This is a genomic window from Hyphobacterium sp. CCMP332 (genome assembly GCF_014323565.1).
Lineage (GTDB): Bacteria > Pseudomonadota > Alphaproteobacteria > Caulobacterales > Maricaulaceae > Hyphobacterium.
Genome location: NZ_CP058669.1, coordinates 1,531,744 through 1,545,927 on the forward strand (window position 1 = coordinate 1,531,744; position 14,184 = coordinate 1,545,927).

12 protein-coding genes are annotated in these 14,184 nt (G+C 61.6%); 3 read left to right on the forward strand and 9 right to left on the reverse strand.

Annotation, left to right across the window (positions count from 1 at the left end):
- Positions 1 to 71 precede the first annotated feature (71 nt).
- The 5 genes from glyS to HXX25_RS07870 form a co-directional block, all read right to left on the reverse strand.
- On the reverse strand, positions 72 to 2,528 hold the full coding sequence (gene glyS, locus HXX25_RS07850) for a glycine--tRNA ligase subunit beta (RefSeq protein ID WP_187165389.1): 2,457 nt from the start codon (positions 2,526 to 2,528) through the stop codon (positions 72 to 74).
- A gap of 12 nt (positions 2,529 to 2,540) precedes the next feature.
- Entirely contained in the window at positions 2,541 to 3,134 is a 594-nt protein-coding gene (locus HXX25_RS07855; protein WP_187165390.1) for a glutathione S-transferase family protein, read from the reverse strand.
- Complete coding sequence (locus tag HXX25_RS07860) at positions 3,131 to 4,012, reverse strand: glycine--tRNA ligase subunit alpha (RefSeq protein WP_187165391.1); 882 nt, start codon at positions 4,010 to 4,012, stop codon at positions 3,131 to 3,133. The genes HXX25_RS07855 and HXX25_RS07860 overlap by 4 nt, the downstream gene beginning before the upstream one ends.
- A 386-nt stretch (positions 4,013 to 4,398) precedes the next feature.
- On the reverse strand, positions 4,399 to 5,127 hold the full coding sequence (locus tag HXX25_RS07865; RefSeq protein ID WP_187165392.1) for a tRNA1(Val) (adenine(37)-N6)-methyltransferase: 729 nt from the start codon (positions 5,125 to 5,127) through the stop codon (positions 4,399 to 4,401).
- Positions 5,120 to 5,341, reverse strand: coding sequence for a DUF2007 domain-containing protein (locus HXX25_RS07870; RefSeq protein ID WP_187165393.1), 222 nt, complete (start codon positions 5,339 to 5,341; stop codon positions 5,120 to 5,122). Before HXX25_RS07870 ends, HXX25_RS07865 begins: the two co-directional genes overlap by 8 nt.
- Positions 5,342 to 5,569: 228 nt before the next feature.
- Here HXX25_RS07870 and HXX25_RS07875 point away from each other — a divergent pair, with 228 nt between their 5' ends.
- Positions 5,570 to 6,505, forward strand: a complete 936-nt coding sequence (locus tag HXX25_RS07875) for a polyprenyl synthetase family protein (protein WP_187167786.1) — start codon at positions 5,570 to 5,572, stop codon at positions 6,503 to 6,505.
- On the opposite strand, the gene HXX25_RS07880 is transcribed toward HXX25_RS07875, so the two are convergent.
- Genes HXX25_RS07880 through HXX25_RS07895 form a run of 4 tightly spaced genes read right to left on the reverse strand, consistent with a single transcriptional unit; the run spans position 6,506 to position 11,819 of the window.
- Positions 6,506 to 7,501, reverse strand: coding sequence for a glycosyltransferase family 4 protein (locus tag HXX25_RS07880; RefSeq protein ID WP_187165394.1), 996 nt, complete (start codon positions 7,499 to 7,501; stop codon positions 6,506 to 6,508).
- A complete protein-coding gene (locus HXX25_RS07885; RefSeq protein ID WP_187165395.1) occupies positions 7,498 to 8,379 on the reverse strand; it encodes a 4-(cytidine 5'-diphospho)-2-C-methyl-D-erythritol kinase in 882 nt (293 codons plus the stop codon). Before HXX25_RS07885 ends, HXX25_RS07880 begins: the two co-directional genes overlap by 4 nt.
- Positions 8,376 to 10,103, reverse strand: a complete 1,728-nt coding sequence (locus HXX25_RS07890; protein WP_187165396.1) for a tetratricopeptide repeat protein — start codon at positions 10,101 to 10,103, stop codon at positions 8,376 to 8,378. The genes HXX25_RS07885 and HXX25_RS07890 overlap by 4 nt, the downstream gene beginning before the upstream one ends.
- Before the next feature lie 45 nt (positions 10,104 to 10,148).
- The gene (locus HXX25_RS07895) at positions 10,149 to 11,819 is read right to left on the reverse strand and encodes an electron transfer flavoprotein-ubiquinone oxidoreductase (protein WP_187165397.1); all 1,671 of its coding nucleotides are present in this window, start codon (positions 11,817 to 11,819) and stop codon (positions 10,149 to 10,151) included.
- 109 nt (positions 11,820 to 11,928) lie between these two features.
- On the opposite strand from HXX25_RS07895, the gene HXX25_RS07900 reads away from it, so the two are divergent.
- Both HXX25_RS07900 and HXX25_RS07905 read left to right on the forward strand, forming a co-directional pair.
- Positions 11,929 to 12,783: a uracil-DNA glycosylase family protein gene (locus HXX25_RS07900; protein WP_233346599.1), complete on the forward strand. Its 855-nt coding sequence runs from the start codon at positions 11,929 to 11,931 to the stop codon at positions 12,781 to 12,783.
- Positions 12,784 to 13,004: 221 nt separating this feature from the next.
- Positions 13,005 to 14,132, forward strand: a complete 1,128-nt coding sequence (locus tag HXX25_RS07905) for a PA0069 family radical SAM protein (RefSeq protein ID WP_187165398.1) — start codon at positions 13,005 to 13,007, stop codon at positions 14,130 to 14,132.
- The last annotated feature ends 52 nt before the right edge of the window (positions 14,133 to 14,184 follow it).

Below are 14,184 nucleotides of genomic sequence, written 5' to 3' on the forward strand. Positions count from 1 at the left end.
AGAGCTACACTTGTTTTTCACCTCATCCTGAGGTGCCCGCGCAAGCGGGCCTCGAAGGAGGAGGGGAAAAATTATCCCTCGATGCGGCCGAAATCGGCCACGGTGTGCGCCGCTTTCCGGATCGACGCCAGAAGGCGCAATCTGTTGCGGCGCAGCATGTCGTCTTTATCGTTCACGGTGACTTTGTCAAAGAAGGCATCAACCGGTCCCCGCAGGGAAGATAGCGCGCGCATCGCGCCGTCAAAGTCTTCCACGTCCACCGAGGCCTGAATCGCCGGGCGCGCCTTTTCCAGCGCGGCAATCAGCGCCTTTTCCTCGGCCTCGACCGGGGCGTAACCGCCGTCGAGTTCGCCCTCGAACGCGCCCTCGCCATCGGTTTTTTCCTCGGCCTTGAGAATATTTGCCGCACGCTTGTATCCAGCGAGCAGCGCCTTGCCGTCCTCGGTATCGAGGAAGCCCTGCAGAGCGCGGGCGCGGTTCGTGACACGCACCAGATCATCATCGCCCAGCGCAAACACGGCATCGATCACATCGTGTGAAATGCCGTCATCCTTCAGGTGAACTTTGAGACGGTCGGCGAAGAAAGCGAGGAGGTCCGAAATCGGCGGTTCTTCGACCGATAAGAATTGATACGGCGCCGCCCACAAATCGTCGCCGACCTTGTTACCTTCGCTGGCGACAGACCAGTCGGCACCCAACTGGTGACACCGATTTTGAAGTTCATCGTAAAGCTGGCGGTTTCCATTAATAGCCGCCAAGCGTATTGCATCATGGAAAGAACGGCCAATAGCCATCTGAACGGAATAACTTCCGCGATTTGGTTCGTTGAAGCTGACCAATGGCAACCTAAAGCCACCATCCAGCAGTATCCGTATCACGCCCAACGCCGCACGGCGCAGGGCAAACGGGTCTTTCGAGCCGGTCGGTTTTTCATCAATCGCCCAGAACCCAGCCAACGTATCCAGCTTGTCGGCGAGCGCCACGGCGGCACTGACCGGTGCGGTCGGCGCGGCGTCGGACGGGCCTTGCGGCCTGTAATGATCGCGGATCGCATCGGCGATCTGTTGGGCTTCGGATTCAGAAAGGCCCTCGAGAACCCCGCCCCGGGGTCCCCGGACTTGATCCGGGGATCCATCTTCCTGGGAATCGATGGACCCTCGGCTTCCCCGATCAGGGTCGAGGATAGGCGAGCCCGAGGGACCCGGTTGGGAATCAACTTCCACCTTATCCTGAGGTGCCCGCGTAGCGGGCCTCGAAGGATCGGAAGGCGGATTGCGCCATTGCTCCATGACGTAATACCGGCCCATCGCGCCCTGAAGCTCGGGGAATTCATAGACCATTTCCGAGACCAGATCGGCTTTAGAGAGGCGCGCCGCGCGCTCGGCCATGGCCGGATCGGCCCCGACCGCCGGAGCCAGTTCACGCGCCAGTGCAGCCACACGCTCTACCTTGTCGGCCACACTGCCGAGCTTCTGGTGGAAGGTGACCTTGTCCAGCTGGGCCGCCATATCCGAGAGCAGCGTCTTGCGATCATTGTCCCAGAAATGCCGGGCATCGGAGAGACGCGCGGACAAGACCCGCGCATTGCCCGCCGCAATCGCCTTGCCGCCATCGGGCGCGGCCTGATTGGCGACGACAACGAAATTCGGCGCAAGCGCGCCCGTCTTGGGGTCGCGCACGGCAAAATATTTCTGATGCGTCTTCATCGACAGCTGGATGACTTCCGGCGGCAGGTCCAGAAAGTCCGGATCCATCCGGCCGAGCAGCGGAATGGGGTGCTCGGCAAGGCCGGCCACTTCCGTCAGCAGTCCGGCATCCTCGATCAGTTCCAGCCCGGCCTTTTCACAGACTTTCTTCGCGCCCGTGAGGATCAGGGCTTCACGATCCGCGCGATCAATGAGGACATGCCCCTCGTCTTCCAGCTGGGTCTTGTAGTCGGCAAAATCTGAAACCGTGAACGGTCCCGGCCCGTGCATGCGATGGCCTTCGGTGACATTACTGGCCGTCAGGCCGAACACTTCGACCGGCACCACCTTGCCGCCAAACACGCAGACAATGCGTTGCAGGGGGCGTACCCAGCGCTGGGTCTTGTCGCCTTCGCCAAACTTCATCGATTTCGGCCAGGGGAAAGACTTCACCAGATCGGGGATCGCCGCCGCAATCACATCAGCGGTCGAAACGCCGGGCTTTTCAATCACGGCGACGTAGAATTCGCCCTTCTTGTCCTGCCGTTTTTCGCATTGATCGAGACTGGAAATGCCCGCCCCGCGCATGAAGCCTTCCAGCGCCTTTTCGGGTGCATCGGTGCGTGGTCCCTTGCGCTCCTCGCGCACATCCTCGGTCTTTTCCGGCAGACCCTCGATGACACAGCCCAGACGGCGCGGCCCGGCGAAGGTTTCAATGCCATCCCATTTCAGGCCTGCATCCTTCAACACGGCCGACAGCAGCCGCTCAAGATCGGCTTCCGCGCGCGGTTGCATCCGCGCAGGGATTTCTTCGGAAAAGAATTCAAGCAGCAATTGGGGCACGTCGTGTTTTTCCTAACCCGCAAAGACTTTCTGGAAGGCCGGCCGCGATTGCACTGCCTTGATATAGTTTTCGTAACCCGGACGCATTTCGAACATGCCGAATTGTACGGCCCAGCCGAGCGCACCACCGATCAGCACGTCTGCGGCCGTAAACCAGTCACCGAACAGATACGGGTCGGCTTTGGCCAGGCGCGCATCCAGCACATCCATGACCAGTTCGACATTGCCCCAGGCCGCTTGCTGGCGCGAGGTCTCGAATTTCAGGCCCGCCTGCATCATCGCCGGATCAATACACGCACTCTGGTAAGCCACCCAGCGCAGATATTCGCCGCGCCGCGGATCATCAATGCCGGGTGCCAGATCATTCGGCGTTTTGTATTTGTCGGCCAGATAAATCGCGATGGCGGTCGTCTCGGTGACGATGGTGTCGCCATCCTTGATCGCCGGGATTTTCCCCATCGGATTGATCGCCAGGAATTCCGGCGTCCGCATCGAGCCATCCTCATAGGCGACCGGTCTGATCGTGTAGTCGCAGCCGATCTCTTCGAGCAGCCAGTGCGTCATCGCCGCCCGCGATTGCGGATTGTGGTAGAATTCAAGGCTCATGCCGCTTCCCCTTTTTCCGAATTAACCCAGGCTTCCGCGCAGCCCTTGGCCAATTCGCGCACCCGCGCAATCCAGCTGGCGCGCTCGGCGACCGAAATCGCGCCGCGCGCATCGACCAGATTGAAGAGGTGGGAGGCTTTCAGGCAGTAATCATAGGCCGGCAGCGGCAGGGGTTTGTCCAGCGATAACAGCGCCATGCATTGCTTTTCGGCATCGGTGAATTGCCGCATCAGCATGTCGACATCAGCATGCTCGAAATTGAAGGCGGAATATTGCCGTTCGGCTTCCTGAAAGACATCGCCATATTTCAGGCCGGCGCCGTTGAAGTCCAGATCGTAAACATTTTCAACGCCCTGCACATACATGGCGAGGCGTTCCAGACCATAGGTCAGCTCGCCGGAGACGAGATCGACATCCAGCCCTCCGACTTGCTGAAAATAGGTAAATTGCGAGACTTCCATCCCGTCGCACCAGACCTCCCAGCCCAGCCCCCAGGCGCCCACCGTGGGGTTTTCCCAGTCATCCTCGACAAAGCGGACATCGTGCAGATTGCGGTCAATGCCGATGGCATCCAGCGAACCCAGATAGAGCTCCTGCAGATTGGCCGGGCTCGGTTTGAGTAGCACCTGAAACTGATAGTAATGCTGAAGCCGGTTCGGGTTTTCGCCATAGCGCCCGTCTGCCGGACGCCGCGAGGGCTGCACATAGGCGGCCCGCCACGGCGTCGGCCCGAGCGAGCGCAACGTCGTTGCCGGATGCAGCGTGCCCGCACCCACCTCGACATCATAGGGCTGCAGGATCGCACAGCCCTGCTCACCCCAATAGGCCTGCAGACGAAGGATCAATTCCTGAAAGGACGGCGCAGCTTTTGTGGTCATGGAAATATCAGCCCCGACAGCCGGAAATCCGGCTCTGGATAAGTCGCGCGGACACTAGGAAAGCAGGGCCCGTCAATCAAGCAAGGATGGCGGTTGGAGCGGTGACCTATATTGACGTTCGCAAGCTCGATTTTCCCCTCCCCTTGATGGGGAGGGTGGCCCGCAGGGCCGGGTGGGGTGATCAGCGCTGTGTTGGGCACCCCCCCACCCCTTCCCCTCCCCACACCGGGGGAGGGGAAATTACTGGCTCGATGGCTCAAAGTCTGGACCCCTCCTTCGAGGCTCACTTCGTTCGCGCCTCAGGATGAGGTGGAGTGAATTTCGATGCGCTAATTTACCTCATGCTGAGGAGCTTTCCGTCCGGAAAGCCTCGAAGCACGCACATGTCACCGCACTTCAATCCGGTCAGACCCCCGCAGGATGGACTCCGCCTCGGCCGTGTATTTCCGGTCGGAGCCATCATGTAGAACCAGTGGCGGCAAGAGCTTCATCGGACCGCGCACACCCTTGCGAGCCGAGACCAGAATGCGCTTGGCCGGTTGATCGGCATAGGGCGCGACCGGCTTGACCACGACATCGCCGAACCATTTTTTCATCAGCAACAGAATATCATCGAGCCGGTCAGCGCGATGCACCAGCGTCACGCGTCCCTTGGGCACCAGCACCTTGTTGGCCAGGCTAATCCATGTTTCCAGCGGTACCCCATGGCCCATATAGGCAGCCTGTTTCTGGAATTTCGGCGGCACCATTTTCTTCGGATCATCATAATAGGGCGGATTGAAAAACACCTGATGCGCCAGTCCCAGATGACCCGGATTGGCGACATCAGCATGAAAGGCGACAATGCGATCTGTCCAGCCATTTGCCGCGATATTCTCGTCGGCAAAGCCCAGCATCACCGGGTCCGTATCGAAGCCCTGAAACCGGCTGACCCTGTTGTGATACGCCGCCACCAGCATCGCCGCGCCCGATCCGCAACCAAACTCAATGCCCACATGTTCCGGCTTCAGGTCGATCGACGCGCCCAGCAACACCGCATCCAGCCCGGAGCGGAAACCGGCGTCCGACTGCCGCGCAATGACCTTGCCGTCCAGAAGCGTGACCGGCTCAGTCATCCGGCAAGTCGTCAAAAGCCACTTTCAGCGCGGATCTGGCCTGATGGGCTTCCTCGTCAATCACCATGATCCTGCGTTTGATGAAGGGCAGCGCCCCGGCATAGGCACCGGCGGTTTCGCTATCCAGAACAATCGGTTCCAGTCCCGCCTGCCGCAAGACATTCTCGGCAAAATTCAGCTCCACGGGATCATTCGTTCGAAAAACCTCGATCACGGACAGATCGCTCCTATTTGATGGGCTGCGACGATCAGCGCAGCGTTGCCAGCTTGCGGCAGTGTCTTCGCGTTTCTATTGTCGCTCAAGTCTAATGGGCCGTGGCTGTCGAAGGAAACCGGTTTGGATATCAGCGCAATTGCCAACCAGGCGCTCGAGCGCGCGGGCGAAGCGGTCGCGTCAAAGCCCAATGCTGCCGAGAAACTGGCGCGTCTGGCCGATGGCGAGATGAAGGCTGTGAATGCACTCATTCTCGAGCGCATGGGCAGCCCGGTGCCCCTGATTCCCAAACTCGCAAAATATCTGGTCGAGGCCGGCGGAAAGCGCGTGCGCCCGCTGGTCACCATCGCCGCCGCCAACATGATCGGCTATTCCGGCGAGGCGCATCTGAAGCTCGCCGCGGCGGTCGAATTCATCCACACCGCCACCCTGCTCCATGACGATGTGGTGGACGAAAGCGATCTGCGCCGCGGCCGCAAACCGGCCAACCTCGTCTGGGGCAATGCGCCCAGCGTTCTGGTCGGCGACTTTCTCTTTGCCCGCGCCTTCATGCTGATGGTCGATGCCGGCTCCATGGCGGCGCTGAAATCGCTCTCCCAGGCCTCCAGCATCATTGCCGAGGGCGAAGTCCGCCAGCTCGCCGTCAAGGGCGATATCGACGCCACGGTCGGCTCCTACATGGAAATCATCGAGGCCAAGACCGCGGCTCTTTTTGCCTCCGCAGCTGAGGTTTCCGCCATCGTCGCGGAGCGCCCGGCAGAAGAAATCGCCGCGCTCGACACCTATGGCCGCGAACTGGGCCTCGCCTTCCAGCTGGTCGATGACGCGCTCGATTATGGCGGACTGGCACAGGCGCTCGGCAAGAATACCGGCGATGATTTCCGCGAAGGCAAGGTCACCCTGCCCGTCGTTCTGGCGCTGCAGAAGGGCAATGACAGCGAAAAGCGCTTCTGGGCCCGCGTCATGTCCGAGGGCGAGCAATCCGATGCCGACTTCGAGACTGCGCTCGAATTGCTCCACAAGCATGATGCGCTGAAATCCACGCTGGCCACTGCCGAGGACAAGGCCCGGACGGCGCAGGCCGCGCTCGACATATTCCCGGATAATGAATGGAAAACCGCCCTGCACGATCTGGCGGAATTCGTCGTGCAACGCGCCAGCTGATCAGCACTTCAGATCAAGCCCGGCTTTCGCCGCCTTGCGGCGGATCAGCGTATGCAGGGCAGTCAACACGAGGACGGCGGTTATAAAAGCGGCAAAGGGTGCCATTCCGCCAAGGAATCTGGCCGCAAGCGCCAGACCCACGCACACCGACGAAGCGGCAAGATAGGCCAGCGCCACGCGCGGGTGCGGCCAGTTCATCCTGACCAGCAATTGATAGGCATGTGTGCGGTGCGGGCTCAAGAAACCGATCCGGTTTCTGACCTTGCCGACCAGCGTCAGCAACACATCCGCCAGCACCGGCAGGATGAGCAGCGGAAACAGCCAGATATCCGTCGGTGTTTCAATCAGCTGCAACCCCGCCACGGCGACAATCGCGCCGATGGCCAGCGAACCGACATCGCCCAGAAACAGATAGGCTTTCGGCACGTTGAAGATCGAAAACCCGACCAGTCCCGCCGCCAGCGCAAACCCCGTAATCGACGTCACGCCTGCGCCGATGACGCCCAGGCCCAGCCCGACCGGAATGAAAATGGCAACGATCAGCCCGTCCGATCCGTCCATGAAATTGGTCGCATTTGAAGCCACGAATATCCACAAGACCGCGCCGGCAAAGCCCACCACCCAGGGCAACGCCACGGCCATGTCCGGCGTGATCCCGATCGCGGCCACCGGTCCGGCCATCCAGACCGCCAGACTGGCCAGCCCGACGATGATCACGAATTTCAGCCGCGTGCCCAGCGCCAGAAGGTCATCGCCCATTCCCAGCAGGCCAAAGCCCAGCGCGGCCAGCGCGATCGGCCGCACGTCCTGCCCCATCCACATCGCCAGTAACAGACCCAGGCTGATCGCGGCGAGCACGCCCAGCCCGCCACCGCGTGGAATGGGCGTCGAATGGCTCGAACGGTGATTGGGATGATCGAGCACGCCGGCCCGCTTCACCAGCCAGCAAACGCCAAGCGACAGCGCAAAACAGCAAAGGATCAGGATCGAGCTCATGCGGGCGTTATCGCCGAAGCGCCCGAAAAGACAACCGGCTGAACAAGCCAGTCCGGCCTTGTCGCCTGCAAGGGCGCTGCCGCCGCATCACGGTGGCTTGCCGTCGGATAGATCGCAAAACACGTCGCCCCGGATCCCGACATGCGAACCATATCCGGCTCACCAGTAGTGCTCAACGTGTCCAGAACATCCCGAATCACGGGCTGAACCGACATCGCGGCATCGGTCAGGTCATTGGTCGCCGCGCGGAGCGATTCGAGGATGGCTTGCATCCCCGTATCAGCCGTTGGCCGGAAAGCGGCACCGGTACCGGCAGGCGCTTGGTCAAACGCCGCAAAGACCGGCCCGGTGGCGACCGGCAGGCTCGGATTGACGAGCAGGGCGGGAAAGTCGGGCCAGGCGTCGATGGGACGAATCCTCTCGCCGCGGCCGGTCATCCGCAAAGGCTGTGACCAGACACAGGCCGGGACATCAGAACCGATCTCCGCCCCGATACCGGCCAGCATGTCCAGCGGCCACTCCAGTTCCCAGAGCCGGTTGAATGCGCGCAAGGCCGCCGCAGCATCGGCCGACCCTCCGCCCAGACCGGCGCCGGCGGGAATATGCTTTTCAAGCGTAATGGAACCGGCAGCCTCGCGTCCGGCGGCTGTCGCCAGCGCGCGGACCGCACGAGTGACAAGATTGTCGTCACCCGGCGACAAGCCCTCGGCCTGCGGACCGCTGATGCACAAGGACAGATCATCCGCCGGCGCGACGCTCAGCGCATCGCCCCAATCGGCAAAGACGACAATCGAATCGACCGGATGATAGCCATCATCGCGCAAGGCACCGACGCGCAGGGCAAGATTGACTTTTGCCGCCGCGAATTCCCGGATCAAGGCGTTTCGGCCGCCGCGTCTGCGACCCTCATATCGGCGGCTTCCGGTGCTTCACCGGCCAGACGCGCCATCAGACCAACGCGCTCATCCTCATCCGGATCGAGACCGAGCGCCCGTTCCCACTGGAAACGCGCTTCCAGTTCACGGCCAACCTGCCAATAGGCATCGCCCAGATGGTAATTGATTGTCGGCGCTTCCGGCGAGAGTTCCACCGCACGCTCGAGATGCTGAACCGCCAGCTCGTAATTGCCGCGCACATAATGGGCCCAGCCCAGACTGTCGATAATATGCCCCTGATCCGGCGAAATCGTTGCGGCCCGCTCGATCATGTCGAAGGCTTCGGCGATATTCATGTCGCGGATCACCCACATATAGCCCAGATAGTTGAGCACTTCGGCTTCGTTGGGAGAAATCATCAGGGCCGACTGGAAATCAGCTTCGGCCTGCGCCCAGCGTCCGGTCTGTTCGTAGCACATGGCCCTGAAATAATAATAGCGCCAGTCCGGCACCAGATCCTGCGCTTCACGCGCTTCCAGAGCCCGCGTGTACAATTCTGCGGCCAGAGTGAATTGTCCCGATGATCGAAGAAGATCGGCATAGACCAGCTGGGCTTCCACCGCGCCGGTCTCGTCGGAAATCTCGCGCGCCTCGTCCAGCGCTGTATCAAGATCTCCTTGCGTGGCTCGCAACCAGATGCGGTCAATATCCGCCGGCAGGCGGAACGGGCCATCCGGAACCGAATTATAGGCCGCAATCGCAGCATCCGTCAGGCCGGTATTTTCCAGCGCGCCCGCCAGAAGCATGGCGGCCGGGGCATAGTCCGTATCCAGCCGGTTGGTAAGGCGCAGATACACGACCGAAAGATCGATCTCGGCTTGAGACGCCAGCGCCGCCGACGGGCCGAAGAGGGACCGGGCCGTTGCCTGTCGAATGGTCATCGGCCGCGGCACACGGCGCGTCTCCGCGGCAATGCGACGGGCTTCGGTAATGCTGCGCTCGATCGGGTTCTGGCGCAGATAGCTGTCATACAACTCGATGGCATCCTCGCGGCGGCGCTGCCGCACCAGGAAATCGCCGTATTGGGCCACCGCAATACGCGTGAACGGGCTGTCGCTGATCGCCGCCTGATAGGCCGCATCCGCCGCGACATCATCGCCGGCATAATCGGCCAGCAAAGCGCGGTGCATGGTCAGGAAAGCCGCCGCATAACCGGGGACAGAGGCAGATCGCGCGCGGCTCAGCGCCCCGTCGATATCGCCGCTGCCCGCCCGGGCCCAATCGGACATCAGCGAAGCAATAAACTCGTTGAACGGGCCGAGCTGCTCGGCATCCAGCCAGTCCGCGGCCTCGGTATATCGCTGATCAGCGATGGCGTCGGCGGCAAGGACAAGCCGGGCTAGCCGGGTTTCATCGCCCGACAGGGCCGAGACCCGCGCCGCATTGATGGCCGTATCGCCATCTCCCGACAAAACAGCCGACAAGAAGGTCCGCTCGGCCAGAATGGCGCTTTCCGGCTCCAGCTCCCACGCCGTCGCATAGTAATCGGCGGCGCCTTCAGCATCACGTGCGGTGCCCGCAAACCGTCCGGCCAGAAACGCGCCATAGGAGGACACGCCCTCGTCTTCGGCATTGGCAAAGGGCGAGGACGGGTCTGAAGCGGTGGTCTGGCAGGCGGTCAAAGCCAGCGCAGAGGCGCCGATCAGCAGGGAGATTGAAAACTTCATACCGTCACGATACGCCTTACAAATCTGCACACAAGCCGGACGGGCCTACAGGTTGGAGTAGATCGGTCCCTGCCCGCCTTCCGGCGTGGTCCAGTTGATATTCTGGTTCGGATCCTTGATGTCGCAGGTTTTGCAATGCACGCAGTTTTGCGCGTTGATAACAAACGACATTTCACCGGACTTTTCATCCTCGACCCACTCATACACGCCGGCCGGGCAATAGCGTGCCGACGGCCCGGCAAAGACCTCCCATTCGCTGGATTTCTGCAGCGCCATATCCGCCACCTTCAGGTGAACCGGCTGGTCCTCCTCATGGTTGGTGTTGGAAATGAAGACGGATGACAGGCGGTCGAAGGTCAAAACGCCGTCCGGCTTGGGATAGTCGATCTTCTTGTGCTTGTCCGCCGGCTCCAGCGACTCAGCGTCGGTCTTGCCGTGGCGCATCGTGCCGAACAGCGACAGACCGCCAAGAATGTAATTCATCCACATATCCATGCCGCCCAGCATGATGCCAAAGAAGGTGCCGAATTTCGACCAGAGCGGCTTCACATTGCGGACCAGTTTGAGATCCTTGGCGACCCAGGAGGAATCATAATCCGACTGATAACCGCTCAGCTCATCGCCTTCACGGCCGGCCTGCACGGCCTCGAAAACGCGCTCGGCCGCCATCATGCCGGTCTTCATGGCGTTATGGCTGCCCTTGATGCGCGGGACATTCACGAAGCCCGCGGAACATCCGATCAGCGCGCCGCCCGGGAAGGTCAGCTTCGGCACCGACTGGAACCCGCCTTCGGTGATGGCCCGCGCGCCATATGACAGACGCTCTGCGCCTTCAAACAGGTCGCGGATCTTCGGATGGGTTTTCACCCGCTGGAACTCCTCGAACGGAGAGATGTACGGATTCTTGTAATTCAGGTGCACGACATAGCCGACCGACACCAGATTATCGCCCCAGTGATAAAGGAATGAGCCCCCGCCCGTCTGGTTATCCAGCGGCCAGCCCATTGTGTGCTGGACTGTGCCCGGCTTGTGGTTTTCCGGTTTGACGCGCCACAGCTCCTTCAGGCCGATGCCGAATTTCTGCGGTTCCTTGCCATCGGACAGGTTGAATTGCCCGATCAGCTGCTTGGCCAGCGATCCGCGCGCGCCCTCACCGATCAGCGTGTATTTGCCGCGCAATTCCATGCCGGGCTGGTAAGCGTCCTTGTGATGCCCGTCGCGGGCCACACCGAATTCACCGGTCACGACGCCCTTGATGACGCCGTCTTCCTCGATCAGCTCGGCGGCGGGGAAACCGGGATAAATCTCGACGCCCAGCGCCTCGGCCTGCTCGCCCAGCCATTTGCAGACGGCACCCAGAGAGCCAGTATAGCAGCCATGATTGGACATGAAGGGCGGGAAGGCGATGTTCGGGAAGCGGAAGCTGGAATGTTCGGACAGGGCGAGGAAAATATCGTCTTTCACCTCAGTCTCCAGCGGGCAACCCTGCTCGCGCCAGTCCGGGATCAGCTCGTTGAGGGCTTTCGGGTCCATGACCACGCCGGACAATATGTGGGCACCCACCTCGCCGCCTTTTTCCAGCACAGCGACGGAAATCTCCGCACCGGCCTCTGCCGCCATCTGCTTCAACCGGATGGAGGCGGACAGCCCTGCGGGCCCCGCTCCGACGATGATGACGTCATATTCCATCGACTCGCGTTGAACGTCGTCTGACATGTTGTGCTGCTCCTTGCCCCGCAGTGCTTCGCTTTCTCTATGATCTGTCATAGCTTAGCTGTTCATATACAGCTAGGGTCAGAACCCGCTTATTCCAGCCGAAAGCCGCATGTTTCCGACGATGCCCGAAGCCGACACCCGATCCCGCGCCCTCAAAGCCCTTACCGGCTGGTGGGAAGATATGGGCATCGAGGCCGAACTGGCACCGCCGGCCAGACCCGCACGTCTGGCCCCGGATCCGGCCCCCGCCAGAACCCCGCGTGATCCGCTGCAAGCGCCGCAAAAGCCCGCCATCGCGACACCGCAGGCGGCACAGGCCGCCGGCTTCGGAACGCCCTATGGCGATCCGGAAGAGGCCCGCAGGGCCGTCGCCAAAGCCGCAACGCTGGACGAATTGAAAGCGGCCATCGAAGCCTTTGACGGCTGCGCCCTGAAACGCACGGCGCGCAATACGGTTTTCGCGCGGGGCAATCCGGACGCCGCCATCATGCTGGTTGGCGAAGCGCCGGGCCGGGATGAGGACGATCAGGGCAAGCCCTTTGTCGGCAAGGCCGGGCAATTGCTCGACCGGATGATTCGCGCCTCCGGCCTTGATCCGGAAACCGACGTCTATTTCGCCAACGTCCTTAATTGGCGGCCCGCGGGCATGAATGCCCCCACAGCCGACGAAATCGCCGTTTGCCTGCCCCTGATCGAACGCCATATCGCGATGGCGCAGCCGAAAGTGCTGGTCTTCGCCGGCGGGGTTTCGGCGCAGGCCCTGCTCCGCGCCACGACCGGCATCATGAAATTGCGCGGCCGCTGGTCGGAATACCGTTTCAAGGATGCCGATGGCGAAGCCGGCGAGCACATTCCCGCCATGCCGATCTTCCACCCGGCCTTCCTCCTGCGCCGCCCGCAGGAAAAAGCCCGTGCCTGGCGCGACTGGCTGGAAGTGGTGAAAAAGGTGGAGGGGGGTAGCTAGCTCCCGTCAGCCTCCGGTTTGCCTGCTCTTGCCATCCTCCGGATTATTTATCTTCGTCGTCCTCCGGTTTAACCGGAGGATCTCGATTAAGTGCGCTCGACGTTCAGGTCCTCCGGTCAAGCCGGAGGACGACGGGAGTGTGGATTTTGACGATGACGGTGGTGCGGAAATCACCAGAAAGCGTTCTTGATTTGTTCGAATGATAGGAACATAATCCTGTCATGTCGAAAGCGCCCCGCACACCTCCCTGTCTGAACACCGACCTCACCGGCGACGCCCTGCCTGCCCCCTTGCAGCCACGCGGCCGGGGTGCGCGTTCCAATCGCACCAATCGCTTCGAGGACAAGGCCTATGAGCCCTTTGATGATGGCTGGCGCGACACCGACCCGGAGCCGGGGCAGCTGCGCACCGTCACCCTGATCGATTCCGCACGCACCATCGTCACCCGGAACAATTCGCCGGATATTTCCTTCAACCAGTCGATCAACCCCTATCGCGGCTGCGAGCATGGCTGCGTCTATTGCTATGCCCGGCCCAGCCACGCCTATTGGGGCTATTCGCCCGGCCTCGATTTCGAGAGCGTCATCTTCAAGAAGCCCGAGGCGGCACGCCTGCTGGAACGCACCTTCCTGGACCGCAATTACCGGCCCGACCCGATTGTCATCGGGGCCAATACCGATTGCTATCAGCCGATCGAACGGCGCGAGGAAATCACCCGCGATATTCTGAAGGTCTGCGCCGCCTTCAGCCATCCGGTCAGCGTCATCACCAAATCCGCCCTCATCCTGCGTGATCTGGACATCATTGCGCCAATGGCCAAACGCGGTCTGTTCCGCGCCGCCATTTCCATCACGACGCTGGATCGCAAGCTGGCGAGAGACATGGAGCCCCGCGCCGCAACGCCCTCAAGGCGGCTGGAAACCGTGCGCTCGCTCAGCGAAGCGGGCATACCCGTCACTGTCATGGCCGCGCCGATGATCCCGGCCCTGAATGATCGTGAGCTGGAAGCCATATTGAAAGCGTCTGCCGAAGCCGGTGCCATCTCGGCCGGCTATGTGCTGTTGCGTCTGCCGATGGAGATCAAGGGCCTGTTCAAGGAATGGCTGGCGACCACGCGGCCGGATTCAGCCTCCCACGTCATGTCGCTGGTGCGCCAGACACGCGGCGGAGAAGAATATGACTCGGCCTATGGCAAACGCCAGCGCGGCGATGGTCCCTATGCCCGCCTGCTCGCCAACCGTTTCCGCCGCGCGATTGAACGCTATGGCCTGAAGACGCGCGGGCCGGGCCTGCGCTGTGATTTGTTCGAACGCCCCCTCGCCCGCGGCAATCAGGGCAGTCTGTTCTGATCAATTTTGTGTTGCAATTGGCGCGATGCCGGGCAGTCTGCCGCAGAAGAGG